We start from the raw sequence: 24,201 nt of genomic DNA, 5'->3' as shown, positions 1-24,201 counted from the left end.
CGATGATCTACGTGAACTGCGATTTTCCCTCGCGTATGGACACGAGGTCTACACCACCTCAGTATCGCTTGTGCAACGGCGTACCAATGACGTCCCACCGGCAAGGAGCCTTGACGCATGTCGCGTACCGCAGCAGAGATAGCAACTCAGCCCGCCTGCTGGCACCGGGCGGCCGAGGCCGCCGCCGCCTTCGACGGACTGCCGGAGCCGGGCGAGCGGGTGGCCGTCACCGGGTGCGGGACGTCGTGGTTCATGGCCATCGCGTACGCGGCGCTGCGCGAGGCCGCCGGGCAGGGCGAGACGGACGCGTTCGCGTCCTCGGAGTTCCCCTCGGGGCGGACGTACGACCGGGTGGTCGCCATCACCCGCTCCGGCACGACGACGGAGGTCCTCGAACTCCTCGGCGAGCTGAAGGGCACGGTCCCGACCACGGCGCTCACCGCCGACCCCAAGACGCCGATCATGGACGCGGCCGACTCCGTGGCGGTCCTGGACTGGGCGGACGAGGAGTCGGTGGTCCAGACCCGCTTCGCCACGACCGCGCTCGCCTTCCTGCGGGCCGGACTCGGCGACATCCCCGGCGTGAAGTCGGTCGCCGAGGCAGCGGTGGACGCGGAGCTCGCGGTGACGGAGCCGCTGCCGGCTTCGGTGGTCGCCGCCGAGCAGTGGACGTTCCTCGGCCGCGGCTGGACGTACGGTCTCGCCCTCGAGGCGGCGCTGAAGATGCGGGAGGCTGCCGGGGCCTGGACGGAGTCGTACCCCGCGATGGAGTACCGCCACGGTCCGATCTCCATCACCGGCCCCGGCCGGGTGACGTGGATGTTCGGCGCACTGCCGGAAGGGCTCGCGGGCGACGTGGCCCGCGTGGGCGGAGAACTGGTGGCCCACCAGGACGCGGACCCCCTGGCGGACCTGATCCGCGCGCAACGCCTGGCGGTGTCCCTGGCCGAATCCCGAGGCTTCGACCCGGACCGCCCGAGGAACCTGACGCGAAGCGTGATCCTGAGCTAGTCCGGTACTGCCGGGGAACGGGTGGGTGGGTGATATCCGCCGCGAAGCGGCGGTTCGGGGCCGCCCACCCGCCGTGGAAGAACGGCAATCACCCGAAGTGGACTAGACCTCTCGCGGGGGACGCGCGAGACTGTCCCCCGTGAGACATGTCATCGCCCTCGATGTGGGCGGCACCGGAATGAAGGCCGCCCTGGTCGGGGCGGACGGCGCGCTCCTGTACGAGGCGCGGCGGGCCACCGGCCGTGAGCGCGGGCCCGACGCCGTGGTCGAGTCCATCCTCGACTTCGCCGCCGACCTCCGCGCCCACGGCATCAAGGAGTTCGGGGAACCCGCCGCCGCGGCCGGCGTCGCGATCCCGGGGATCGTCGACACCGAGCGCGGCATCGCGGTCTACGCCTCGAACCTCGGCTGGCGCGACGTCCCCATGCGCGAACTCCTGAGCCGCAGGCTGGAAGGCGTACCCGTGGCCCTGGGCCACGACGTCCGCACCGGCGGCCTCGCCGAGGGGCGGATCGGCGCGGGCAAGGGCGCCGACCGGTTCCTCTTCGTCCCGCTCGGCACGGGTATCGCCGGGGCCATCGGCATCGGCGGCGGCATCGAGCCCGGCGCCCACGGCTCCGCGGGCGAGATCGGGCACATCATCGTGCGCCCCGGCGGCCCGCCCTGCGGCTGCGGCCAGCGCGGCTGCCTGGAGCGGCTCGCCTCCGCGTCCGCGGTGAGCGAGGCCTGGGCGGCGGCGAGCGGCGACCCGGAGGCGGACGCGGCGGACTGCGCGAAGGCCGTGGAGTCCGGCGACCCGCGGGCGCGGGAGGTCTGGCAGAACGCCGTCGACGCGCTCGCGGACGGCCTCATCACCGCCCTCACCCTCCTGGACCCGCACACTCTGATCATCGGTGGCGGCCTCGCCGAGGCCGGGGAAACCTTGTTCACACCCCTGCGGGCGGCCATGACGGAACGCATCGTCACGTTCCAGACCCAGCCCCTCATCGTCCCGGCAGCCCTGGGGGACACCGCGGGGTGCCTGGGCGCGGGCCTGCTCGCCTGGGATCTGCTCGGCGCACCCGATCACCCCATTGACCCCACCGATCCCACCGACTCCACGGAGGTAACCGCCTGATGGCCACTAGCAAGGTCCTCGCCGGTGCTCAGGTGGTCCTGCCCACCGGGACCATTTCCAACGGCCGTGTGATCGTCGACGGCACGCGCATTGCCGGGAGCGCTCCCGCGGATGCCGAGGTCGTCGATCTCGCGCCGGACCACTGGGTGGTCCCGGGGTTCGTCGACATCCACAACCACGGCGGCGGCGGTGCCTCCTTCACCTCCGGCACGGTCGAGGACGTACTCAAGGGCGTCCACACGCACCGCCTGCACGGCACCACGACCGTCGTCGCGTCGACCGTCACCGGCGAGATGGACTTCCTCGCCCAGCGCGCGGGCATGCTCAGCGAGCTCGCCGAGCAGGGCGAGATCGCGGGCATCCACTTCGAGGGCCCGTTCATCTCGCCGTGCCGCAAGGGCGCGCACAGCGAGGGGCTGCTGCGCGACCCGGACCCGGCCGAGGTCCGCAAGCTGATCGACGCGGCACGCGGCCGGGCCAAGATGCTCACGCTCGCCACCGAGCTGCCGGGCGGCATCGACTCCGTACGCCTGCTCGCCGAACACGGCGTGATCGCGGCCATCGGCCACACGGACGCGACGTACGAGCAGACGCAGGAGGCCATCGACGCGGGCGCCACCGTCGCCACGCACCTCTACAACGCGATGCCGACGCTGGGCCACCGCGCGCCGGGCCCGATCGCCGCGCTCCTGGAGGACGAGCGGATCACGGTCGAGCTGATCAACGACGGCACGCATCTGCACCCCGCCTCGTTCCAGCTGGCCTTCCACCACGCGGGCGCGTCCCGCACCGCGCTCATCACGGACGCGATGGACGCCGCGGGCTTCGGCGACGGGCGGTACATGCTCGGCCCGCTGGAGGTCGAGGTGAAGGACAGCGTCGCGCGGCTCGTCGAGGGCGGCTCGATCGCGGGCTCGACCCTCACCCTGGACCGCGCGTTCAAGCGCTCGGCGACGGTCGACGGCCTGCCCGTCGAGGACGTCGTGCGGGCCATCTCCGCCAACCCCGCCAGGCTCCTGGGGATGTACGACACGGTCGGCTCGCTGGAGCCGGGCAAGGACGCCGACCTGGTGGTCCTGGACGCGGCATTCGACCTGGTGGGCGTCATGCGCAAGGGTGACTGGGTGGTTGCGCCCAATTAGGCCCAACTCGGGTGATTTCACCACCCGTTGAAGAGACAACGAAGAGAAGGCGGTTGGCCCGGACCCCTGGGCCAACCGCCTTCTCTTTGGCATGATCAGCCCCGAAAGAGACCGGCAGCAAGCGCGTTCTCCACTGATCCCGGGGGTGAGTGACGAGTGATCCTCACAGTGACGCTGAACGCCGCCCTGGACATCACGTACAAGGTCCCCGCCCTCACCCCGCACGCCTCGCACCGCGTCACCGAGGTCATCGAACGCCCCGGCGGCAAGGGCCTGAACGTCGCCCGCGTCCTCGCGGCCCTCGGCCACGACGTGACCGTGACGGGCTTCGCGGGCGGCGACACGGGCCGCGTCCTGCACGAGCGCCTCACGCGCGAGCCCCGCGTCACGGACGCGCTCGTGCCCGTCGAGGGCGCGACGCGCCGCACGCTCGCCGTCGTCGACGCGGCGACCGGCGACACGACGCAGCTGAACGAGCCGGGCCCGGCGATCTCCCCCGCGGAGTGGTCCGCCTTCCAGGAGTCGTACGAGGAGGCGCTGCGCGGCGGCACGGACGCGGTCGCGCTGTGCGGGAGCCTGCCGCCGGGAGTCCCGGTGGGCGCGTACGCGACCCTGGTCCGGGCGGCGCGCGCCGCCAAGGTCCCCGTGCTCCTGGACACCAGCGGCGAGGCGCTGCGCCGTGGCGTCGCCGCCCGCCCCGACATCGTCAAGCCGAACGCCGACGAGCTGGCCGAGCTGACCGGCTCCCACGAGCCCGCCCAGGCGGCCCGTGACGCCCGCCGCAGGGGCGCGCACGCGGTGGTGGCGTCCCTGGGCGCGGCGGGCCTGCGCGCGGTCACTCCGGAGGGCACCTGGCAGGCCGCTCCGCCTGTCCGCGTGCACGGCAATCCGACGGGCGCCGGTGACTCGGCGGTCGCGGGCCTGCTCTCCGCCCTGGTGGAGGAACTCCCCTGGCCACAGCGCCTGGCACGGGCCGTCGCCCTCTCCGCGGCGACCGTGGCGGCCCCGGTGGCGGGCGAGTTCGTGCCCGCGACGTACGAAGACCTGCTCGCGCGGGTCGCGGTGACCGGGGAGGCCACCGCGGCGTGAGGACACGCGTCACCGCGTGGGCGACGCACAACGGGCCGTACGGGCCCAGGAATTGGGGACATTCATCGTGCCACTCGTATCCACCGGTGACCTGGTAGCCGACGCGCGCGCCGCGGGGCGCGGGGTCGCCGCGTTCAACGTGATCACGCTGGAGCACGCGGAGGCGATCGCCGCGGGCGCCGAACAGGCGGGCACCCCCGCGATCCTCCAGATCTCCGAGAACGCCGTGAAGTTCCACGGCGGCAACCTGTCCGCGATCGCGGCGGCGGCAGCGGCGGTGGCGAGGACGTCATCGGCCCCGCTCTCCCTGCACCTGGACCACGTCACGGACCCCGAACTGCTGCGGGCCGCGCACCCCGAGGGCTTCAGCTCGGTGATGTTCGACGCGTCGAAGCTGGCGTACGGCGAGAACGTCAAGGCGACGGCGGACGCGGTGCGTTGGGGCCACGAGCGGGGCATCTGGATCGAGGCGGAACTGGGAAAGGTGGGCGGCAAGGAGGGCGAGGCCCCCCTGGACGCGCACGCACCCGGGGTCCGCACGGACCCCGCGGAAGCGGCGGCCTACGTGTCGGACACCGGCGTCGACGCCCTCGCGGTGGCGGTCGGCTCCTCCCACGCGATGACGTCCCGCACGGCAACGCTGGACCACGAGTTGATAGCGGCCCTCACGGCCGCCGTCCCCGTGCCGCTGGTCCTGCACGGCTCAAGTGGCGTACCGGACAAGGAGATCCGGGCGGCGGTGGCGGCCGGCATGGTCAAGATCAATGTCGGCACGGCCCTGAACACGGCGTTCACGGGAGCGGTGCGCGCGTTTCTGAAGGCAGACCAGTCGGCGGTGGACCCGCGCAAGTACCTGACGCCGGGGCGGGAGGCGATGGCAGAAACCGTGGCTCAATTTCAGCGGATCTTCGCCTAGCAGATCGTCGGCCGGCTGGTGGCATGACAAGGTAGAACCCGAAAACCAGGTGCCCATTACATGAGAATGGATATAGCTCTGTGAAGAAGCGCTCGCTTCTGCTGGCTGGTGTGGCTTTGGTCGCAGCCGTCCCGTTCACTGCACAACCAGCTGCCGCTGCCGCACGATGCGACAACGGTTATGTCTGCGTGTGGTCAAAACCGAACTTCGGCGGGGGCGAACGTGACCGCAAGCTCAGGCCGGGCTGCTACGGCACCGTCACCGGAGGCGCGCGCTCGGTGTCGAACCAGTCCGGTAAGCGCATCACGCTCTATAGCGACACCGGATGCTATGGAAGCAAAGTCGACATCAAGACGGGCCACTATTCCAGCTCGCTTCCCTGGAAAGCCCGAAGCGTTGCCGTTTGGGGGTAACCCTGCACCAAGTAGGGCTGACACCTTCAGCTCACGCTAAGTAGCGGATGCAGGTAGCAGCCCAGCTGACGCGGCGGCGCATTGTGTGTGCGATACCACTCCGCGAAAGAACGGTCCGCCGACATCTGTCCGCGGACCGTTCGACATCGCACTCTCAAGATGTACGAAGAGAACAGTGATCAGTTGTTGACGTGCCCGGCCTTCAGCCAGACCTGATCCAAGTTGGCGTCACACTGATCCCCCTCCTGACAAGAGATGGCCAGCGTGTTGGTGCCCTTGTTCAGGTGGACGTACGCATACGTCTTGGTCCATCCCTTCGCCCAATCACCCTCCTCAGCATGGGCGAAGTTGTCCAGGTTGAGCTTGCGGTCAGACGGTGTTCCGTTGACCAGGAGGGTTGTTTCGGCCGCCTTGCCGGGGACGCCGTAGCCCACGAACAGGGTGTACTCGCCGCTCTTGGGGATGCTATTCACGGTCCACGTCACCTGGGCGCCGACCTTGTCGAAACCGGAGACGTAGACGCCGCCCTCGGACTCGGCGCCCTCGACGTCCGAAGCCGTCGTCGTGCCGCCGTCGAGCTTGAGCGCCTTCGCGTCCGTCCTCGGGAGCTCGGCAGGCTTCTGCGGGTCCTTCGTCGGCTTCTCGCTGGGCTTGACCGTCTCGGCCTGCGTCGGCCGACCGCCCGCTTCCTTGCCGTCCTCCTTGTCGTCGCCGCCGAACACGATCGCGGCGCCGATGCCGATGGCGACGACCGCGACGACCGCGATCGCGGCGATCAGGAGGCCCTTGGTGTTGGGGCCGCCGCCGCGGCCGCCGGAGCCACGGGAAGCAGGTGTGTACTGCGGTCCCGTGGGGGCTCCGCCGGGCTGCGTCTCCGGAGCGGCGTAATGCGCGTTCGGCTGGCCGTAGGCCTGCTGCTGCGGCGGCACCTGCTGGCCGTACGCGGGCGCTGCCGGCGCCCCGTAGGTGTTGGGCCTGCGGTCGCCCACCGCGCGCACGTGGTTGTACGACGAGGAGCGGGGACCCGGGTACCCGTAGCCGCCCCCGCCGCTGGGCGGGGTGGCGCCGGCCGCCTGTCCGTCTTCGTACAGATAGCCGAACGGATCGTCGTCGCCCTCTGGCGCGTTCGGCGTGTGGTCGCCGTTATTGCCGGGCGTCATTCCCTGGTCACTCCCTCATGTCGCTGACCGGGGGAGCCTACCCGCTCCGGGTGAGGTCAAGGGGTGGCGTTGACCTCATCCGGACCCTCAGCCCGCCCGCCTGTGCTGCTTGGCACGGGACCGTTTCTCCACGTACATCCGCTGGTCAGCGGAGTGCAACACTTCGTCGGCCGACATCCCGCAGTGCGCCCACCCGATGCCGAAACTGGCACCCACACGGACCGCACGCCCGTCGACCCGGATCGGCGGGATGATCGCGTTCCGCAGCCGCACCGCGAGGTCCTGCGCGTCGGCGCGGCCGAGGCCGTCGGCGAGGACGACGAACTCGTCGCCGCCGAGCCTGGCAACCGTGTCCCCGTCACGGACACCGCTGGTCAGCCGCCTGGCCACCTCTATGAGGACGGCGTCACCGGTGTGGTGCCCGAAGCGGTCGTTGATCGACTTGAAGCCGTCGAGGTCGCAGAAGAGCACGGCGAGGCCCTTGGTGCCGTCGTCCGTGTCCCCGTGCCCCTCGGGCGGCGCGACGGTGTGCACGTGGTGGTCGAAGCCGTCGCCGCCCTGCTGGAGGGTGTGCGCGTTGTTCGAGCCGTAGTCGAAGCTGTGCTGCCCGTCCGCGTCGTAGACGCCGTCGTACGCCGCGTCCAGCGAGTCCACCGCGCTCGGCTGGCCCGCGTGCGGCCTGCGACAGAGCCGGGAGCTGAGGCGGGAGCGCAGCTCGGCGGAGTTGGGCAGGCCGGTGAGGGAGTCGTGCGAGGCGCGGTGCGCGAGCTGCAGCTCGCGGCGCTTGCGCTCCTCTATGTCTTCGACGTGGGTGAGCAGGAAGCGCGGCCCGTCGGCGGCGTCCGCGACGACGGAGTTGCGCAGGGAGACCCAGACGTACGTCCCGTCGCGGCGGGCCAGGCGCAGCTCGGCCCGGCCGCCCTCGGCGGAGGTCCGCAGGAGGGTGCCGATGTCCTCGGGGTGGACCAGGTCGGAGAAGGAGTAGCGGCGCATCGCGGACGCGGGGCGGCCGAGCAGACGGCACAGCGCGTCGTTCGTGCGCAGGATACGGCCGTGCTGGTCACCGCCCATCTCGGCGATGGCCATACCGGATGGGGCGTACTCGAAGGCCTGCCGGAAGGATTCCTCGCTGGCCCGCAGCGCCTGCTGCTCGCGCTCCAGGCGGACCAGGGCGCGCTGCATGTTGGCGCGAAGGCGGGCGTTGCTGATCGCGATGGCGGCCTGGAAGGCGTACATCTGAAGGGCCTCGCGGCCCCAGGCGCCAGGCCTGCGGCCGTTGCGCGGGCGGTCCACGGAGATCACGCCGAGCAGTTCGCCGCCGGCCGCGCCCGTCGCGTACATCGGGGCGAAGAGGCGGTCGGCCGGGTGCCACTCGTCCTCGAAGCGGGGCTCGGGGCCGTCGGTGTACCACTGCGGGACGTCGTCCTCGTCCAGGACCCAGCCCTCGGTGTACGAGATGAACCTCAGGGCGCCCCAGGCCTCGCCCATGGAGAGCCGCTTCTCCCAGGCGTCGCGGGAGCCGACCCGGCCGGTGATGAGGGCCTCGGCCGCGGTGTTGCCCGCGAAGGCGGCGACGACGAGATCGCCGTCAGGGCGCACGAGATTGACGCACGCCAGCTCATAGCCAAGGCCGTTGACCACGCCGTCGGCGACGGTCTGCAGCGTGTCCGCCAGGCTCCGGGCCGTGTTGAGATCCGCCACCACCTGATGCAGCTGCCGCAGGGTCGCAAGACGGACGTACGGCTCCGACTCGGTCTCCATTGCTCGCTCTCCCCGAGACCTCGACAGCAACTCCAGGATTCGCAGCGCCCTTAGTGTTCTCGTCGTACCTGAGTTCTCTCAGTGTCTGATTGCCACCGTCACTGAATCACAGCGAGCAGCTCACTCGGTACACAGGGTCAACAAAATATGGGTCCTGTGACTCAAGTCACAGATGGGAAGCCTTCGTTGGTCCAGTCCACTCGCCGGGCACCCGCCCCGCGAGCTCCCGGCGGCGGCGCATCGGCCATCGGACCTAGGCCCGGTCTCGGCCCTCGGCCCGATGTGGCGACTGGGGTGGCGGGGCTAGCGTCACTCCCGTGGTTCCCGTACTGAAGACATCTCCGGAGAGCGCTTCCGCGACTCTCCCCGCCCCTCCCGCCCCCCGCACCCCGTCGCCGGACGGGCATCCTGTGGGGGTGAGCAACGAACAGTTCCGCGCCGCCATGTCCCGGCTCGCCGCGGGTGTGGTCCTGGTGACCGCCTGCGAGCCCTCCCTCGACGCGGACGATCCCCGGGCGCCGGTCGGCGAGGACGTCGGCATGACCGCGACGGCCTTCCTCTCCGTCTCCCTCGACCCGCCGCTCGTGCTGGTCAGCCTGCGTGAGGGGTCCCGGATGGACGACCTGCTCGACGAGCAGCCGATGTGGGGCGTCTCGGTGCTCTCCGAGAGCCAGCGCCACATCGCGGGCCGGTTCGCGATGAAGGGCAGGATCAGCGACCGGCTGCTCTTCGAGGACATCCCCTACGTACGGGGGGAGTCGTCCGGGGCGCCCTTGGTCGGCGGCGCGCTCGCGACGCTGGAGTGCAGGACCGAACAGACGGTGACAGCGGGTGATCACACCCTCGTCATCGGGCGAGTACTTTCGGCTGCTCTGCCGAGCGCCGACGGGGGGCCGCTGATGTACTTCAAGGGGAAGTACCGACAGCTGGGCTGATGGTTTCGGGTTGAACGACATTTGCTGTCGCACCTTTGCCCACGAGGGCTCGCGACGACGACCCGCGACGACGGCCCGCGACGACGCAGGAGCTCAGCCCCAGCCCTCGCCCGAGCGGCCGCGCTTGGTCTGACCGCGCTGCTTCTTCTCACGAAGGCGCCGTTCGTTGATCCCGCGGGGGATCTTCGTGGCCCGGCGGGGCCTGGGCGGCGGCGCGGTGGCCTCGGCGAGCAGCGAGGCCAGGCGGGTCGCCGCCATCTCGCGGTTGCGCCACTGGGAACGGTGCTCGGAGGCCCGGACGCTGACGACACCGCCGACGAGCCGGCTCGCGAGCCGCTCCAGGGCGCGCTCCTTCCACACCGGAGGCAGCGCTTCCGTGCCGGCCAGATCGAAGCGCAGCTCCACCTGCGAGTCGCTGGTGTTGACGTGCTGACCGCCCGGCCCTGAGGACCTGGAGAAGCGCCACATGAGCTCGGCCTCGGGCAGACAGACGGAGCCGCGGATGACATAGGGACCGGACATGGGTCCTATGGTCCCGCGTCTGTCCGGTCCACGTCACCCGTATTAACGGCGCGCCTCCCTTGTGTCGGGAGTGACGCGAGAGATGAGTAAAGAAAGTAAAAGGAGCTGGAACCTCTGGGACCCCGGTCGACGTTCATAGAGGTGACGGTAGCTTCGTCCCCAGTACGAAGCCCGTTCGTACGCAACGAGGGAAGGGACTCCCAACAATGGCAGTAAGCCTGTCCAAGGGTGGCAACGTCTCGCTCACCAAGGAGGCTCCGGGCCTGACCGCCGTCACCGTGGGCCTCGGCTGGGACGTCCGTACCACCACTGGCACCGACTTCGACCTGGACGCCTCGGCCATCGCGGTGAACCCGCAGGGCAAGGTCTTCTCGGACCAGCACTTCGTCTTCTTCAACAACAAGGTGACGCCGGACCAGACCATCGAGCACACCGGTGACAACGTCACGGGTGAGGGCGAGGGCGACGACGAGCAGATCAAGGTCAACCTGGCGGGCCTCCCGGCCGACATCGACAAGATCGTCTTCCCGGTCTCGATCTACGACGCCGAGAACCGCTCGCAGAACTTCGGCCAGGTGCGGAACGCCTTCATCCGCATCATCAACCAGGCCGGCGGCACGGAGATCGCCCGCTACGACCTGAGCGAGGACGCCGCCACCGAGACCGCCATGGTCTTCGGCGAGCTGTACCGCAGCGGCGCCGAGTGGAAGTTCCGCGCGGTCGGCCAGGGCTACGCGTCCGGCCTCGTCGGCATCGCGCAGGACTTCGGCGTCAACGTCTGAGGTTCATAAGGCAGTCAGCAGTTCCCGAGGGCCCCCGGCGGAATCTCCGCCGGGGGCCCTCGCCGTTGCCGTGACGGCTCCGGGGCCGCAGGATCGTGTGCACCACCCACCACTTGAGGGAGTGTGAGGGCCATGGCGACCGTGGTGCTGGTCGGGACGCTCGACACCAAAGGCGCGGAGTACGCCTGGCTGCGCGAACGGCTCAGGGAGTACGGCAGCGACACCCTGCTCGTCGACACCGGCATACTGCCCCCGCCCGCCCAGGCCCCCGCCCCCGACGTCACGGCCGACGCCGTGGCCCGCGCGGCCGGCCACGACCTGGCGAAGCTGCGCACCGCGGGCGAACGGGGCGCGGCCGTGGCCGCGATGGCGGACGGCGTGACCGAGGTGGTCCTCGACCTGCACCGGCAGGGCAGGCTGCACGCGGTGCTCGCCGCCGGGGGCAGCGGCGGCTCGTCGATCGCCGCGCAGGCCATGCGCGCACTGCCGATCGGAGTGCCGAAGGTCCTGGTCAGCACGATGGCGGGCGGTGACGTGGCGCCGTACGTCGGCAGCAGCGACATCACCCTGATGTACAGCGTCGTGGACATCTCCGGCATCAACGCGGTCTCCCGGCAGGTCCTCGGCAACGCGGCGGCGGCAGCCGCGGGCATGGCACGCCGCTTCGAGCGCAACCACGACGAACTGGCGGGCCGGGGCCGCAAGGTGGTCGCCGCGACGATGTTCGGCGTGACGACACCCGCGATCGACGCGGCCCGCGCCCGCCTCGACGAGCTCGGCTACGAGGTGCTGGTCTTCCACGCCACGGGCTCGGGCGGCCGTGCGGTGGAGAAGCTGGCGTCCGACGGCCTGCTGGACGGCGTACTGGACCTGACGACCACCGAACTCGCCGACGAGCTGGTCGGCGGCGTCCTCTCCGCGGGCCCCGAGCGCCTCACCGCCGCGGGCCGCGCGGGCATCCCACAGGTGGTCGCCCCCGGCGCCCTCGACATGGTCAACTTCGGCCCCGCGTCGACCGTCCCGCCCCGCTTCGCCGACCGCACCCTGCTCGTCCACAACCCCACGGTCACCCTGATGCGTACGACGGCCGAGGAGATGGCCGCGCTCGGCGCCACCCTCGGCCACCGGCTCGCCGCCGCGCGCGGCCCCGTCGACTTCTTCTGGCCGCTGCGCGGGGTCTCGGCGGTGGACGCCGAGGGCGGCCCGTTCCAGGACACGGCGGCGGACGAGGCCGGGCTGAACGCGCTGCGGACGACGCTGCGGGGCAGCACCGTACGGCTCCACGAGCTGGACGCGCACATCAACGACGCGGAGTTCGCGGTGGCGATGGCCGACCGCCTGGACGAGCTGATCGGCGCACGCGCGCTGAAGCGCTGAACCAGACGCCATGACGTGACACCGCATCCGTCGCACGACTCGCTGTCGCACAACTCGCTGAGGAGCACCCCATGACACACATCACCCGCACGGAAGCCCTGGAGCGCCTCAACTCCCAGGTGGCGAAGGGCAATCCGGTGATCGGCGCCGGAGCGGGCACGGGCCTCTCCGCCAAGTGCGCGGAGGAGGGCGGCGTGGACCTCCTGATCATCTACAACTCGGGCCGCTACCGGATGGCGGGCCGCGGCTCGCTGGCGGGCCTGCTCCCGTACGGCGACGCGAACGCGATCGTGGTGGACATGGCCAGGGAGGTGCTCCCGGTGGTGAAGGACACCCCGGTCCTGGCCGGGGTCTGCGGCACCGACCCGTTCCGCGACATGCGCCGCTTCCTGGACGAGCTGAAGGGGATGGGCTTCAGCGGCGTACAGAACTTCCCGACGGTCGGCCTGTACGACGGCACGTTCCGCACCAACCTGGAGGAGACGGGCATGGGGTACGGCCTGGAGGTGGACATGATCCGCGAGGCCCATGCCCGCGACCTCCTGACCACCCCCTACGTCTTCGACCCCGACCAGGCGGCGGACATGGCCCGCGCGGGCGCGGACGTCCTGGTCCCGCACGTGGGCCTGACGACGAAGGGCTCGATCGGCGCGGGCACGGCCCTGACCCTGGATCAGGCGGCCACCGCGGTCCAGGAGATGCACGACGCGGCCAAACGCGTGAACCCCGACATCCTGGTCCTGTGCCACGGCGGCCCCATCGCGGAGCCGCGGGACGCGGCCCACGTCCTGTCCCGCACCACGGGAGTCGTCGGCTTCTTCGGCGCCTCGTCGATCGAACGCCTCCCCACGGAGCGGGCGATCGTGGACCAGACCCGCGCCTTCAAATCCCTGCGGACTCAGGTCAACTAACCTGCGCCGCATGATCCTCGAACCGCTCGCCTCCGCCGAGGACGGCGCGCTCCCCGGTGAGCTGCTCACCGAGCTCACCGCCCTGTACGCGTCGAACCACGTCTTCCACGCCCTCTCCGGGGACTTCCCCGACCCGGACGACATCCGCCCCGAACAGGTCGCCGCCGCGCTCGCGGACGAGCTGGCGGTGCCGGGGGCCCAGGTGCTCGTCGCGCGGTCCGAGGGGCGGGTCGTCGGGATCGGCATCACGCTGGACCGGCATCCCGACCCCGCCGACCCCGACCCGTGGATCGGCCTGCTCATGGTCGACGCCGGGCGGCAACGCCAGGGGTTCGGCCGCGAGCTGGCAGAGCGGATCGAGGAGCGCTTCCGGGAGGACGGGCGCACCGGCGTGCGGCTCGCGGTGCTCGCGGGGAACGACGCCGGGCTCGCCTTCTGGAGCGGGCTCGGGTACGAGATCATCGACCACCGGGACGATCTCGAAGCGGGCCGCCCCTGCGCCGTGCTGCGCAAGCCGCTGCTGTGAGTCCCTACGGGCGGTCCGGCTTTCCGTCCCCGTACAGCCACGGGCCCCAGATCGCGCGGACCTTCTCGCGCGCGGCCTCGCTGCCTGCGTGCTTCTCCACGTAGCGCGTGAAGTCCTCGGTGTCCGCGTTGCCGTGGCGGTGGGCCTTCGTCCAGCCCTGCACGATGTCGTAGAAGGTGTCGTCGCCCACCGCCTGGCGGATCTTGTGGATGACCATGCCGCCCCGCTCGTACACCGGGCTGTCCGAGATGGTCGCGGCGGACGGCGGCTTCGCGGGCGGGAAGGCCCAGATGGCGTCGTTGTCCTCCTGGTCCTCGTAGTAGTCGTCCGCGTAGATCTGGTCGAAGGTCTCCTGCACGCTGTCGCCGTCGTGGTCCTCCTCCCAGAGCCACTCGGCGTACGTCGCGAAGCCTTCGTTGAGCCACATGTCCCGCCAGGACTTGGGCGTCACGGAGTTCCCGAACCACTGGTGCGCCAGCTCGTGGACGATGAGCCCGGTGTCGGGGGCGCCGGGGAAGGTGGGGCGCGTCTGGGTCTCCAGGGCGTACCCCGCGTCGCCCTCCTGGGCGACGATCGCGCCGGTCGACGAGAAGGGGTAGGGGCCGAAGTTCAGCTCCTGCCACTCCATGATCTCGGGGATGCGGGCGAGCGCCTTCGCACCGGCCTTGGCCTCGGAGGGATCGACCGCCGTGAGCACCGGGATGCCGGACTTCGTCGTCGACCTCTTCACCTCGTACGGCCCGATCGCCACCGTCGCGAGATAGCTCGCCATCGGCTCGGCGCTGTGCCAGGCGAAGGTGGTGCGGCCGTTCTTGGTGGACTCGCGGGTCAACTCGCCGTTGGAGACGGCCTTCAGGCCCTGCGGGACGGTGACGCGTATGTCGTACGAGGCCTTGTCCGAGGGGTGGTTGGCGGAGGGGAACCACGCCATGGAGCCCGTCGGCTCGCCGAGCGCCAGGGCCCCCTCCTCCGTCCGCAGCCAGCCCTCCTCGGAGTCGTCCGGGTCGGTGATCGTCTCCGGGCTGCCGGAGTAGCGGACGGTCGTGCGGAACGTCTCGCCCTTGTCGAGGTCGTCCGCGGGCCGGATCGTCAGCTCCTGCCCGTCGCGGTGGAAGGAGGCGTCCTTCCCCTCGACGGCCACGCCCCGCACGTCCAGGCCCTTGAGGTCGAGGTTGAAGGCGCTGAGGTCCTGGGTGGCGCGCGCCGTGACCTCGGCCGTGCCGGTGAGGTGGCGCGCGTCGGGGTCGTACCCGAGGGTCAGGTCGTAGTGCGCGACGTCGTAGCCGCCGTTGCCCAGCTTCGGGAAGTACGGGTCACGCACGCCGTCGGCCCCGGGCGTGCCGTGCACTCCGGAGCCGCTGCAGGCGGTGAGGGCGAGGGCGGTGAGGGCGACGGCCGAGGTGCCGCGCAGCGCGGTGGATCGTAGGTGCACGCCTGTGATCTTATGCGGCATATGTTCGGGCCGGGCACCTTGCCCGCACCCTGTCCATGCCATGTCCATGCCATGGACATGCCTCTGCGCGCCCCCTCTCCGCGCCTTCTCCGCGCCCCGGGGCCCCGCCCTAGAGCACCGCGACGCCCAACGGGCGCTCCCCTGCCGGGAGGCGGCGGGTGTCTCCGCTCTCCAGGTCGACGACGGTGATCCCGTTCCAGAATCCGTCGCGGGTGAAGCCGCCGGTGACGTAGGCGGTGCCGCCGTCCTCGGAGACGGCGACGTCCTCGTGCGGCCCGTCGAGCGGGAAGACCTTCTCCTTGCCGTCCTTCGTACGCATGGTCAGCGAGGGGCCCTCGTCCGACGAGGGGTCGATGGGTCCCGTGCCGACCGCGAACAGCGTGCCGTCGCCGGTGATCCGCGCGCCGTGCTGATGGGTGTTGGCCGTCATCTGCTCGATGTCGGACTCGCCGGTGCGCGGGTCGAGCACCACGAGCTTCTCGCCCTCGAAGGGCAACAGGAGCTTGCCGTCCGAGGGGCGTACGGCGGCGTAGTGCGGCTTGAGCCAGGAACCGAGGCCGCCTTCGGTACCGTAGGGGGCGACTTCGATGCGGCGGGGCTTGAGGGAGTCGGCGCGTACGACCGTCACGTCGAAGGAGTCGTGGTTGGTCGCGTAGACCTCGCGACCGTCCTTGGACACGTCCACGTCGAAGGGCCGTCGGCCCACCGGGACGGTGTCGGTGACCTCGCGCCTGCCGGTGTCGATGACCTCCAACGTCCCGTCGCCGCCGGGCACGTTGACGCCGACGTAGGCGTGCTCGCCGTCCGGGGCGAGGGCGATGCCCATGCCGCCGCCGCGGTACTCGCCGGTCGTCGCGGGGCCGCTGTCGGTCTCGTACGGGATGGTGTCGACGCGCTCGCGGGTGCGGGTGTCCACGACCGCGACGGCGTCCGCGGTGGCGACCCAGGCACGGCCGTCCTCCCCCACGGTCAGCCCGTAGGGGGCGGTGCCGACCTTCACGGACTCGACGGGGCCGCGCTCGGGGTCGACGAACGTGACGGTGTCCGAGCCGAAGTCGGCGACCAAGAGGGTGCCTTCGGGGGTGCGCTGCTCTGCGGGGAGGGTGGCCGTGGCGGTCGCGCGGGCGGGCCCGGAGCCGGCTGCCGCGGGGCCGTCGCCGCCGGTCCCGCCGGCGCCGCAGCCCGCGAGGACGGCGGCGCTCAGGAGGGCGGCCCCGGCGGCGACTCCCGCTCGGGGCGCCCTCACGAGGAGGCGTCCCTCAGCAGCGCGGCGATCTCCGCGAATCCGTGCCGCTCCGCGTGCGCGAGGGGCGTGACGCCGTCCCGGTCGGCGAGGCCGGGCGTGGCGCCCGCGGCGAGCAGCAGCTCCACGATCTCCTGGTGGGCCCGGCCGCCGTCGCCGAGGATCACGGCCTCCAACAGGGCGGTCCAGCCGAGGTCGTTGACGTGGTCGACGTCGATGTCGGTGACGCGCAGGACTTCCCGTACGTACGCGACATGGCCGCGCTCCGAGGCCGGGATCACGGAGATCCCGCCGAAACGGTTGCGGAGCTTCAGGTCGGGCCCCGCGGGAAGCAGCACGTGCAGCATGGCGACGCTGCCCGTCACGCCGGTGGCCAGCCAGGGGCTGTCGGCGCGATGGTCCTGCGCGTCGACGTCCGCTCCCGCGGCCACCAGGACTTGAGCGGCCTCGACGTGATCGCCGAGGGCGGCGAGCAGCAGGGGCGTGCGCAGCTCGGTGTCGCGGGTCTCGACGCGGGCGCCCGCGTCGATGGCGGCTCTCACCTCGGCGGCGTTCCCGGCGTGTGCGGCGTCGAGCAGCCGCTGGTCGTCAGCGGTCCTTGTCATGATCGTTCTCCTCGTCGTCGTACGGACCGGGAACAGCCTCGGCATCATGAGATCAGCCGGCCTCGGCAGCTTCGCGGCTCAGCGGCTTCAGCGGCCGAGCGCCGCGACGCCCGCCTTGGCGAACTTCTCGTCCAGGTCGCCGCTCGGGGCGCCCGCGACACCGATGCCCGCGATGGGCGCGTCCTTGGCGGTGACCGGCGCACCGCCCGCGAGGAACAGGGTGCCGGGGATGTCCTTCAGGTTCGGGGCCTGCTCCAGGCGCTTGACCAGCTCGGAGGTGGGCGCGTTCCAGGAGACGGCGGTGTACGCCTTCTTCACGGCGGACTCGGGGGACTGCGGGCCCGCGCCGTCGCCGCGCAGCTCGACGATGGTGTTGCCGTTGCGGTCCACGACGGCGACGGAGACGCGCTGGTTCTCCTTCTTCGCGGCGTCGAGGGTGGCCTGGGCGGCCTTGGTCGCGGCGGCGACGTTCAGGTGCGTCGACTGCGTGAGGTTCTTGTTGGCCGCGTCGGCGGCGACGGCGGCCTTGGGGGCGGCGGCCGGGGACTCGGCGCTGGCGGAGACGGCGCCGAAGGTGCCCGCGCCGAGAACGGCGGCGGTGGCGGCGATGGTCAGGACGCGGGTGCGGCGGGAGATCTTCTGCACGGGGTGCTCCTCAAGGTGAAGGTGGGGCGGAGTTCGGGGTGTTCGGGGTGTTCGGGGAGGTTGTTTTCCTCTGCCACCAATCCTCCGGCCGCATCCGGCCCGCACCCCTCGGCGTACCGGCTGGGAGCCGCGCGCGACTCGGCCGACACCAGGGTCAACCGATCGGTTGACCCCTCGGTGGTCCCGCCGGGCCACAATGAGGTTGTTTGCGCAGTTCAGCGACCGCGTGACGGCGACATGAGAGACGGCGGCACGAGGCTGTACGAGAGGGAGGCGCCCCAGTGGGACAGCGCACGCCGGGCCTCGACCCCCGCACGCCGGACCCCGACGCCCGATGGCTCGCCGCCGTCATGCACGCGGCGTTCTACCTGCTCCTCGCCACCTCGCTGGCCCGCTTCCTGCTGCGCCACCCCGGCGGCGCGCGCGTCCCGTGGATCATCGTGCTCTCGGTGGTCCTCGCCGTCCTCTACGCCCTTCCGCCGCTCACCGCGGCCCTGCGGGGAAAGCACTCCGCGTCGTACGCGTCCGGCTACGCCTCCGGCCCGGCACCCGGCACCCGCCCCACCCCCCGCCGCCTGACCTGGCTCGCCCTGGTCGTCGGGGTCTGGCTGGTCCTCGTCGTCCTCGCGCCGAGCTTCGGGTGGTGCGCGGTGCCGCTCTTCTTCACCGGGCTCCGGACGCTGCCGCCGCGCGCGGCCCTGGTCCTGGTGGCCGTCCTGACCGGCTGCGTCATCGCGTCGCAGCTGCGGCTCGCGGGCCGCTACGACCCCGACCTGATCCTCGGGCCGCCCGCCGTGTCGGCGATCGCGACGGCGGTCTTCGCCTACATGCAGCGCCAGGCGGCCCGCCAGCGCGAACTGATCGACGACCTCATCCGCACCCGCCGCGAACTGGCCGCCACCGAGCGCCGCGAAGGCACCCTCGCCGAACGCCAGCGCATCTCCATGGAGATCCACGACACCCTCGCCCAGGGCCTGTCCAGCCAGCAGATGCTGCTCCAGGCCGCCGACCGCGTCTGGGACACGGACCCGGCCAGGGCCCGCACCCATGTCCGAACGGCCGAGTCGATCACCGAACGCGGCCTCACCGAGGCCCGCCGCTTCGTGCACGACCTGGCGCCCGCCGACCTCGCCGACGGCGGCGGCCTCGACGAGGCACTGCGGACGCTGGCCGCGCGCACCGCGCGGGACGCGGGCCTCACGGTCCGCTTCCACTCCGAGGGCACACCGGTCCCGCTCCCGGACCGGACGCAGTCCGCGCTGCTGCGCATCGCGCAGGGCGCCCTGGCCAACGTGACGGAGCACGCCGGCGCGCGGACGGCGGCGCTGACGCTCACCCACCTGGACGACCAGGTGGTGCTCGACGTCGCGGACGACGGCCGCGGCTTCACACCCGCCGAGCCGCGGCCCGCCCCCGACCGGCGGGGCCACGGACTGCCCGCGATCCGCGCCAGGGCCCGGCAGCTCGGCGGCACACTGACGATCGAGTCGGCACCGGGCGAGGGCACGGTGCTCTCGGTCGCGATCCCGCTTTCCCCCCAGGAGACGTCATGACGCCCGACAGTTCCCCGGTCCGCCTGCTGGTCTGCGACGACCACGTCGTCGTACGCGCCGGACTGCTCGCCCTGCTGGGCAGCGCGCCGGACATCGAGGTGGTCGGCGAGGCGGGCACGGGCGAGGAGGCGATCGCGCTGGCCGCGAAGCTGACCCCGGACGTGGTCCTGATGGACCTCCAGCTGGGCGAGGGAATGGACGGAGTGGAGGCGACCCGCCGGATCACGGCGCCCGCCGCCCCGCCGCACGTCCTGGTCCTGACGACGTACGACACGGACGCCGACATCACCCGCGCCATCGAGGCGGGCGCCACGGGCTATCTCCTGAAGGCCGAGCGCCCCGAGGAGCTCTTCGCCGCTATCCACGCCGCCGCGCAGGGCCGCACCACGCTCTCGCCGCCGGTCGCGTCCCGCGTGATGGCCCGCATGCGCAAGCCGCTGCCGACCCTCACGGACCGCGAGCTCGACATCCTCGCCCAGCTCTCCCACGGGCTCGGCAACCGCGACATCGCCCGCGCGCTGTTCATCAGCGAGGCCACGGTGAAGACGCACCTGGGCCGGATCTACGACAAGCTCGGCGTGGACACGAGGGCGGGAGCGGTGGCGGTGGCGAAGGAACAGCGCCTGCTGCCGTGAGGAAGCATCGACAGGCATCGACAGGTATCAACAGGGACGGACGGGCATCGGCGGGCACCGGCAGGCACCGGCAGGCATCGACAGGTGGGCTCCGCCGCCATGACACCATCACTCACGTGCTCGACATCGGCTACGCCCTCTCCCACCGCTTTCCCGACCCCCCGCAGTTCGACTACCGCCGCGCGGACGTCCACGCGCTGCGGCACGACCTGTTCTGCGGGGACGTGTATCTCGCGGACACGAAGGCGGACCGGGAGCTGTCCACAGCCTGGGGATGGGTTCCCGTCCTCGACTTCGCGTGGGCGCTGTGCGACATCGTCGAGCTCGTGGACCAGGACCCCCGGGGGAGCAGGGCCTCCCGTCCTCAGCACGCGGAGCTCGACTTCACGGAGTCGACGGACCGCATGCTGTTCACCCGGCGCTTCGGGTGGGTGGACATCGAGGCGGACTGGATGCGGGCGGAGGAGCCCCCGCTGACGTTCTCCCACTCCGAGCTCCGCCGCGAGGCGCGGGACTTCCTCCAGGATCTCCTGGCGGACCTCATCGACCTCCACGAGTCCCTGGCGGACAACCCCACCATCTGGACCCTCCAGTCCCGATTCCCCCGGGCATAAGCGCCCAGCGCGTACGCCGGTCGCAGCGGCCCGCACCACCCATGGAGAGACACCGCACCCACCGGCGGACCGGAACCACCCCGCCAAACCCGGCCGCTACTCCACCCGCACCCCCACCTGCGCGGCGAACGCCGGCGCCAGATCCATCAGCTGCGCCGTACTGATCACCGCCCCCGCCAGGCAGTCGATCCCCCGCAGGATGTCCACCTCCGCGGCCCCCCTCAGGTCGACGTCCTTCATCCGGACCCCGCTGAAGTCCGCCCCCTTCAGCACGCAGCCCACGAACTCCACCCGCTCCAGAGCCGCCTGCCCGAAGTCCGGCTCCACCAGCACGCACCCCTCGAAGACGACATCCTTCAACCGTGCCTTCCGCAGGTTCAGATAGTCGATCTTCCCGCCCCGTACGACGACCCGCTCCAGCACGCTCCCGTGCAGCTGAACGCCCCCCAGCCGCGCGTCCACCACCTCCACGTCCCGCAGCGACGCCTCCACCAGCTCCGTGCCGACCCCCCGCAGCTCCGTCAGCACCGAGTCCACGAACCGCGCCCTGCTGAGCCGCGTCTCGGTCACCCCGCAGCCCGTCATCGCGCAGTCCAGGAACAGCGCTCCCCCGCCGTCCTGCCCCGCGAGATCGAGGTCCCGGAACCCGAACCCGTCGTAATCCCCGTCGGGCTCCAACTCGCCCCCGTCGAACTCCCGCAGCGCGGGCAACCGCACCTCAGGCCGCCGAGCCTTCTTCACCGCTGCCGCATCCCTCTGTCCCATGCCCCCATCGTGCACCCACCCACTGACAACGCCGCCGCACCCCGATGTCACATCCAGGGCACCCCTGTCCGTCGTATCGAGTAGGCCGTACCGAGCAGGCCGTACCGAGTGGGCGCAGCCAAGCGCGGCTGCCCGCGCCCGACCACGACAGGAGCACCCCATGCGCAACAACCCCAAGCACTCCAACCCCACCCCCACCACGCACCTCACCGTCATCGGCGGCGGCTTCGCCGGTCTCACCGCGGCCATCACCGCCGCCGAATCCGGCGCCCGCGTCACCATCCACGAGTCCCACCACACCCTCGGCGGCCGAGCGCGCACCGCCGAAGGCGCGTACCGCACGAACGAAGGCCCGCACGCCCTCTACAACGGCGGGCCCCACTGGACCTGGCTCAAGCAGCGCGACCTCATCGGCCCCCTCGCCTCCCTCCCGCCCATCGAAGGCACCCGCCTGCGCCTCCACCACCAGGGCAGGCTCCGCCGTACCCCACCTCTCGCGATGCTGAAGCTCCTGCGCCGCAGGCCCGAACAGGCGCCGGTGAACGAGGACTTCATGACCTGGGCCACCGCCGAGGTCGGCGAGGAAGGCGCACGCGCCGCCGCGCACTACATCGCCGTGGCGACGTTCCACCACGACCCCGGCTCCCTCTCCGCCAGGTTCGTGCACGAGCGCCTGCGCCGCGCCACGAAGCTGCCCCCGGAGGCGCACTACCCGCGCGGCGGCTGGGGCTCGGTCATCGACCGCATGGCGACCCTCGCCTGGAACCTGGGGGTACGCGTGGAGACGCTGTCCCGCGTCGACAGCCTCGCCTCGCTCCCCGCCACGGGCCCCGTCGTCGTCGCCACCTCCCTCCCCGCGGCCCGCCGGCTCCTCCAGGACGACACCCTCCAGTGGGACAGCGCCCGCACGACCCTCGTCGACGTGGCCCTCACCTCCCGCAGGGGCGACCCGTTCGCCATCTCCGACCTGGACGGGACCGGCTGGATCGAACGGTTCACCACACAGGACCGCACCCTCGCCCCCGCCGGACAGGAACTGATCCAGGGTCAGATCCCGCTCTCCCCCGACGAGTCCAAGGCGGACGGCGCGGCCCGCGCCGACCACCTGCTCGACCTCGGCTTCCCCGGCTGGCGCGACCGCCTGGTCTGGCGCCGCGACGCCGTGTCCAACGGCCGCACCGGCGCGGTGGACCTGCCCGGCACCACCTGGCGGGACCGCCCGGCGATCGACCGCGGCGACGGCGTCTACCTGGCCGGTGACCAGGTCGCCGCGCCCGGCCTGCTCTCCGAGGTGTCCTTCAACAGCGCGCTGGAGGCGGTGACGCTCGCACTGACCTCCACAAGGCTTGACCTCAAGTCCGCTTGAGGAACCAGGCTGGCGTCCAGGCCCACCACCTCACCGACCCCGAGACCCCGACCCGACACCCAAGCCCAAGCCCAAGCCCACGACCACGACCAAGCCCACGTCCTCGTCCTCGTCCAGGGAGCACCCCCCATGCACGCCATCCGCCTGCACACCTTCGGCCCGGCCGACCACCTCACGTACGAGGAGACCCCGGACCCGGTCCCGGCCCCCGGCCAGCTCCGCATCGCGGTGACAGCGGCGGGCGTGCACCTCCTGGACACCGCCATCCGCGAGGGAATCAAGGGCCCGCTCCCCGAACTCCCCGAGCTGCCCACGATCCCGGGCCGCGAGGTGGCCGGCACGGTCGAGTCCCTCGGCGAGGGAGTGGACGCGAACTGGCTCGGCAAGCGCGTGGTCGCCCACATCGGCTTCGCCCCCGGGGGCTACGCCGAGCTGGCCGTCACGGAGGCCTCCCGGCTGCACGAGATCCCCGAAGGCCTGGACGACGCGGAGGCCGTGGCCCTGATCGGCACGGGCCGTACGACGATGGGAATCCTTCAGTTCGCCGAGCTGACCCCCGACTCCGTGGCCGTCGTCCCGGCGGCGGCGGGCGGCATCGGCACGCTCCTGGTCCAGTACGCCAAGCACGCGGGCGCCACCGTGATCGGCCTGGCGGGCGGCCCGGAGAAGACGGCCCGCGTCGAGGCGAACGGCGCCGACCTCGCCGTCGACTACACGAACCCGGACTGGCCGGACGAGGCGCACGCCTACCTGGCGAAGCTCGGCGTCCCCGGCGCCACCGTCGTCTTCGACGGCGTGGGCGGGGCGCCCGGCCGGGCCGCCGTGGACCTCCTCGCCCGCGGCGGCGAACACCTCGTCTTCGGCTGGTCGGGCAAGGGCCCGCACGACGGCGAGCCCCTGACCTTCACCGACGAGCAGCTGGCGGCCCGCGGCATCACCCAGACCGGCGTCCTCGGCCCGGTCATGATGCGGAAGGCGGGCGGCGACAACCCGGTCCGCACCCTGGAGCTCGCGGCCCTGGCCGAAGCGGCGAAGGGTCACTTCACCCCGGCGATCCAGCGCTACCCCCTGTCGAAGGCGGCAACAGCCCACGCCGACCTGGAGAGCCGCCGCACGACGGGCAAGGTGGTCCTGATCCCGTAGAACGGCTCAGCGGAAACCCGCTCAGGCCCCGAGTCCCGCCAACGCCTCATCGGTCAGCCGGTACACGGTCCACTCGTCCTGCGGCAGCGCACCGAGCGACTTGTAGAAGTTGATCGACGGCTCGTTCCAGTCGAGCACGGACCACTCGAGGCGCTCGTAACCGCGCTCCACACAGATCCGCGCGAGCTCGGTCAGCAGCGCCTTGCCGTGGCCGCCGCCGCGCGCCTCGGGCCGTACGTACAGGTCCTCCAGGTAGATCCCGTGCACCCCGCGCCACGTGGAGAAGTTCAGGAACCACAGCGAGAACCCGACGACCTCGCTCTTGCCCGACGCGTCCTGCGCCTCCGCGATGTGCGCGAACGCGGCGGGCCGCCCCCCGAAGAGCGCTTCACGCAGCTGCTCCTCGGTGGCCCGCGCTTCGTCGAGGGCTTTCTCGTACTCCGCCAGGTCGCGGACCATGGCGTGGATGAGGGGCACGTCGGCAGGGGTGGCGGCACGAATCATGGCCGCAGGGTAC

25 protein-coding genes are annotated in these 24,201 nt (G+C 71.7%); 16 read left to right on the top strand and 9 right to left on the bottom strand.

The annotated features are described in order from the left end of the window. Positions 1 to 117: 117 nt before the first annotated feature. From ACZ6ZP_RS34675 to ACZ6ZP_RS34650, 6 genes are all read left to right on the top strand, one after another. Complete coding sequence (locus ACZ6ZP_RS34675; RefSeq protein ID WP_469409756.1) at positions 118 to 1,011, top strand: SIS domain-containing protein; 894 nt, start codon at positions 118 to 120, stop codon at positions 1,009 to 1,011. Between the two features lie 139 nt (positions 1,012 to 1,150). Beyond that, entirely contained in the window at positions 1,151 to 2,128 is a 978-nt protein-coding gene (locus tag ACZ6ZP_RS34670) for an ROK family protein (RefSeq protein ID WP_351168547.1), read from the top strand. Further along, a complete protein-coding gene (gene nagA / locus ACZ6ZP_RS34665) occupies positions 2,128 to 3,270 on the top strand; it encodes an N-acetylglucosamine-6-phosphate deacetylase (RefSeq protein ID WP_469409753.1) in 1,143 nt (380 codons plus the stop codon). The genes ACZ6ZP_RS34670 and nagA overlap by 1 nt, the downstream gene beginning before the upstream one ends. A 156-nt stretch (positions 3,271 to 3,426) precedes the next feature. Next, the gene (locus ACZ6ZP_RS34660; protein WP_351168543.1) at positions 3,427 to 4,359 is read left to right on the top strand and encodes a 1-phosphofructokinase family hexose kinase; all 933 of its coding nucleotides are present in this window, start codon (positions 3,427 to 3,429) and stop codon (positions 4,357 to 4,359) included. 67 nt (positions 4,360 to 4,426) lie between these two features. Continuing rightward, positions 4,427 to 5,275, top strand: a complete 849-nt coding sequence (locus ACZ6ZP_RS34655) for a class II fructose-bisphosphate aldolase (protein ID WP_469409751.1) — start codon at positions 4,427 to 4,429, stop codon at positions 5,273 to 5,275. Between the two features lie 80 nt (positions 5,276 to 5,355). Beyond that, entirely contained in the window at positions 5,356 to 5,688 is a 333-nt protein-coding gene (locus ACZ6ZP_RS34650; RefSeq protein WP_366462484.1) for a peptidase inhibitor family I36 protein, read from the top strand. 179 nt (positions 5,689 to 5,867) lie between these two features. Here ACZ6ZP_RS34650 and ACZ6ZP_RS34645 read toward each other — a convergent pair whose 3' ends face one another. Together ACZ6ZP_RS34645 and cdgB are read right to left on the bottom strand one after the other, a co-directional pair. Continuing rightward, positions 5,868 to 6,848, bottom strand: a complete 981-nt coding sequence (locus tag ACZ6ZP_RS34645) for a CBM35 domain-containing protein (protein WP_469409748.1) — start codon at positions 6,846 to 6,848, stop codon at positions 5,868 to 5,870. Positions 6,849 to 6,935: 87 nt separating this feature from the next. After that, positions 6,936 to 8,609, bottom strand: coding sequence for a diguanylate cyclase CdgB (gene cdgB / locus ACZ6ZP_RS34640; protein WP_351168537.1), 1,674 nt, complete (start codon positions 8,607 to 8,609; stop codon positions 6,936 to 6,938). Between the two features lie 416 nt (positions 8,610 to 9,025). On the opposite strand from cdgB, the gene ACZ6ZP_RS34635 reads away from it, so the two are divergent. Continuing rightward, the gene (locus ACZ6ZP_RS34635; RefSeq protein ID WP_351168535.1) at positions 9,026 to 9,544 is read left to right on the top strand and encodes a flavin reductase family protein; all 519 of its coding nucleotides are present in this window, start codon (positions 9,026 to 9,028) and stop codon (positions 9,542 to 9,544) included. Positions 9,545 to 9,637: 93 nt separating this feature from the next. Here ACZ6ZP_RS34635 and arfB read toward each other — a convergent pair whose 3' ends face one another. Beyond that, positions 9,638 to 10,075 carry an alternative ribosome rescue aminoacyl-tRNA hydrolase ArfB gene (arfB, locus tag ACZ6ZP_RS34630; RefSeq protein WP_351168620.1) on the bottom strand — a complete coding sequence of 146 codons (438 nt, stop codon included), beginning with the start codon at positions 10,073 to 10,075 and terminating at the stop codon, positions 9,638 to 9,640. Between the two features lie 197 nt (positions 10,076 to 10,272). Between arfB and ACZ6ZP_RS34625 the strand changes: the two genes are divergently transcribed. The 4 genes from ACZ6ZP_RS34625 to ACZ6ZP_RS34610 all read left to right on the top strand — a co-directional run bounded on the left by ACZ6ZP_RS34625 (position 10,273) and on the right by ACZ6ZP_RS34610 (position 13,662). Then, positions 10,273 to 10,848, top strand: a complete 576-nt coding sequence (locus ACZ6ZP_RS34625; protein ID WP_249589187.1) for a TerD family protein — start codon at positions 10,273 to 10,275, stop codon at positions 10,846 to 10,848. Positions 10,849 to 10,980: 132 nt separating this feature from the next. Then, the gene (locus tag ACZ6ZP_RS34620; RefSeq protein WP_361467166.1) at positions 10,981 to 12,225 is read left to right on the top strand and encodes a Tm-1-like ATP-binding domain-containing protein; all 1,245 of its coding nucleotides are present in this window, start codon (positions 10,981 to 10,983) and stop codon (positions 12,223 to 12,225) included. Positions 12,226 to 12,296: 71 nt separating this feature from the next. Next, a complete protein-coding gene (locus ACZ6ZP_RS34615) occupies positions 12,297 to 13,136 on the top strand; it encodes a phosphoenolpyruvate hydrolase family protein (protein WP_351168529.1) in 840 nt (279 codons plus the stop codon). Between the two features lie 10 nt (positions 13,137 to 13,146). Then, a complete protein-coding gene (locus tag ACZ6ZP_RS34610) occupies positions 13,147 to 13,662 on the top strand; it encodes a GNAT family N-acetyltransferase (protein ID WP_469409743.1) in 516 nt (171 codons plus the stop codon). 4 nt (positions 13,663 to 13,666) lie between these two features. Here the strand turns inward: ACZ6ZP_RS34610 and ACZ6ZP_RS34605 are convergent, their stop codons facing one another. The 4 genes from ACZ6ZP_RS34605 to ACZ6ZP_RS34590 all read right to left on the bottom strand — a co-directional run bounded on the left by ACZ6ZP_RS34605 (position 13,667) and on the right by ACZ6ZP_RS34590 (position 17,608). Next, on the bottom strand, positions 13,667 to 15,115 hold the full coding sequence (locus ACZ6ZP_RS34605; protein ID WP_383819055.1) for a M1 family metallopeptidase: 1,449 nt from the start codon (positions 15,113 to 15,115) through the stop codon (positions 13,667 to 13,669). A gap of 109 nt (positions 15,116 to 15,224) precedes the next feature. After that, a complete protein-coding gene (locus ACZ6ZP_RS34600) occupies positions 15,225 to 16,361 on the bottom strand; it encodes a YncE family protein (RefSeq protein ID WP_469409742.1) in 1,137 nt (378 codons plus the stop codon). Next, the gene (locus tag ACZ6ZP_RS34595) at positions 16,358 to 16,963 is read right to left on the bottom strand and encodes an ankyrin repeat domain-containing protein (protein WP_469409741.1); all 606 of its coding nucleotides are present in this window, start codon (positions 16,961 to 16,963) and stop codon (positions 16,358 to 16,360) included. Before ACZ6ZP_RS34595 ends, ACZ6ZP_RS34600 begins: the two co-directional genes overlap by 4 nt. Positions 16,964 to 17,050: 87 nt before the next feature. Then, positions 17,051 to 17,608, bottom strand: a complete 558-nt coding sequence (locus ACZ6ZP_RS34590; protein WP_351168522.1) for a GlcG/HbpS family heme-binding protein — start codon at positions 17,606 to 17,608, stop codon at positions 17,051 to 17,053. Between the two features lie 281 nt (positions 17,609 to 17,889). Here ACZ6ZP_RS34590 and ACZ6ZP_RS34585 point away from each other — a divergent pair, with 281 nt between their 5' ends. The 3 genes from ACZ6ZP_RS34585 (at position 17,890) to ACZ6ZP_RS34575 (ending at position 20,410) form a co-directional block, all read left to right on the top strand. Beyond that, positions 17,890 to 19,161: a sensor histidine kinase gene (locus ACZ6ZP_RS34585; protein WP_366462478.1), complete on the top strand. Its 1,272-nt coding sequence runs from the start codon at positions 17,890 to 17,892 to the stop codon at positions 19,159 to 19,161. Beyond that, the gene (locus tag ACZ6ZP_RS34580; RefSeq protein WP_351168518.1) at positions 19,158 to 19,796 is read left to right on the top strand and encodes a response regulator transcription factor; all 639 of its coding nucleotides are present in this window, start codon (positions 19,158 to 19,160) and stop codon (positions 19,794 to 19,796) included. The genes ACZ6ZP_RS34585 and ACZ6ZP_RS34580 overlap by 4 nt, the downstream gene beginning before the upstream one ends. A gap of 116 nt (positions 19,797 to 19,912) precedes the next feature. Next, positions 19,913 to 20,410, top strand: coding sequence for a hypothetical protein (locus ACZ6ZP_RS34575; RefSeq protein WP_351168516.1), 498 nt, complete (start codon positions 19,913 to 19,915; stop codon positions 20,408 to 20,410). Positions 20,411 to 20,506: 96 nt separating this feature from the next. Here the strand turns inward: ACZ6ZP_RS34575 and ACZ6ZP_RS34570 are convergent, their stop codons facing one another. Next, on the bottom strand, positions 20,507 to 21,175 hold the full coding sequence (locus ACZ6ZP_RS34570; protein WP_351168514.1) for a pentapeptide repeat-containing protein: 669 nt from the start codon (positions 21,173 to 21,175) through the stop codon (positions 20,507 to 20,509). 160 nt (positions 21,176 to 21,335) lie between these two features. Between ACZ6ZP_RS34570 and ACZ6ZP_RS34565 the strand changes: the two genes are divergently transcribed. Both ACZ6ZP_RS34565 and ACZ6ZP_RS34560 read left to right on the top strand, forming a co-directional pair. Next, on the top strand, positions 21,336 to 22,541 hold the full coding sequence (locus ACZ6ZP_RS34565) for an FAD-dependent oxidoreductase (RefSeq protein WP_469409736.1): 1,206 nt from the start codon (positions 21,336 to 21,338) through the stop codon (positions 22,539 to 22,541). A 129-nt stretch (positions 22,542 to 22,670) separates the two neighbouring features. After that, a complete protein-coding gene (locus tag ACZ6ZP_RS34560; RefSeq protein ID WP_366462476.1) occupies positions 22,671 to 23,684 on the top strand; it encodes a zinc-binding dehydrogenase in 1,014 nt (337 codons plus the stop codon). Between the two features lie 21 nt (positions 23,685 to 23,705). On the opposite strand, the gene ACZ6ZP_RS34555 is transcribed toward ACZ6ZP_RS34560, so the two are convergent. Further along, a complete protein-coding gene (locus ACZ6ZP_RS34555) occupies positions 23,706 to 24,188 on the bottom strand; it encodes a GNAT family N-acetyltransferase (RefSeq protein WP_469409734.1) in 483 nt (160 codons plus the stop codon). Positions 24,189 to 24,201: the final 13 nt, after the last annotated feature.

The sequence above is a fragment of the Streptomyces sp. NPDC054047 genome (assembly GCF_055585065.1).
This window is presented reverse-complemented; position numbering and strand designations above follow the sequence as displayed.

Coding starts and splice junctions, on each gene's coding strand:
- ACZ6ZP_RS34560 (WP_366462476.1), top strand. CDS start 22,671: ATGCACGCCATCCGCCTGCACACCTTCGGCCCGGCCGACCACCTCACG.
- ACZ6ZP_RS34595 (WP_469409741.1), bottom strand. CDS start 16,963: ATGACAAGGACCGCTGACGACCAGCGGCTGCTCGACGCCGCACACGCC.
- cdgB (WP_351168537.1), bottom strand. CDS start 8,609: ATGGAGACCGAGTCGGAGCCGTACGTCCGTCTTGCGACCCTGCGGCAG.
- ACZ6ZP_RS34580 (WP_351168518.1), top strand. CDS start 19,158: ATGACGCCCGACAGTTCCCCGGTCCGCCTGCTGGTCTGCGACGACCAC.
- ACZ6ZP_RS34615 (WP_351168529.1), top strand. CDS start 12,297: ATGACACACATCACCCGCACGGAAGCCCTGGAGCGCCTCAACTCCCAG.
- ACZ6ZP_RS34675 (WP_469409756.1), top strand. CDS start 118: ATGTCGCGTACCGCAGCAGAGATAGCAACTCAGCCCGCCTGCTGGCAC.
- nagA (WP_469409753.1), top strand. CDS start 2,128: ATGGCCACTAGCAAGGTCCTCGCCGGTGCTCAGGTGGTCCTGCCCACC.
- ACZ6ZP_RS34645 (WP_469409748.1), bottom strand. CDS start 6,848: ATGACGCCCGGCAATAACGGCGACCACACGCCGAACGCGCCAGAGGGC.
- ACZ6ZP_RS34605 (WP_383819055.1), bottom strand. CDS start 15,115: ATGCCGCATAAGATCACAGGCGTGCACCTACGATCCACCGCGCTGCGC.
- ACZ6ZP_RS34570 (WP_351168514.1), bottom strand. CDS start 21,175: ATGGGACAGAGGGATGCGGCAGCGGTGAAGAAGGCTCGGCGGCCTGAG.
- ACZ6ZP_RS34565 (WP_469409736.1), top strand. CDS start 21,336: ATGCGCAACAACCCCAAGCACTCCAACCCCACCCCCACCACGCACCTC.
- ACZ6ZP_RS34625 (WP_249589187.1), top strand. CDS start 10,273: ATGGCAGTAAGCCTGTCCAAGGGTGGCAACGTCTCGCTCACCAAGGAG.
- ACZ6ZP_RS34610 (WP_469409743.1), top strand. CDS start 13,147: ATGATCCTCGAACCGCTCGCCTCCGCCGAGGACGGCGCGCTCCCCGGT.
- ACZ6ZP_RS34620 (WP_361467166.1), top strand. CDS start 10,981: ATGGCGACCGTGGTGCTGGTCGGGACGCTCGACACCAAAGGCGCGGAG.
- ACZ6ZP_RS34555 (WP_469409734.1), bottom strand. CDS start 24,188: ATGATTCGTGCCGCCACCCCTGCCGACGTGCCCCTCATCCACGCCATG.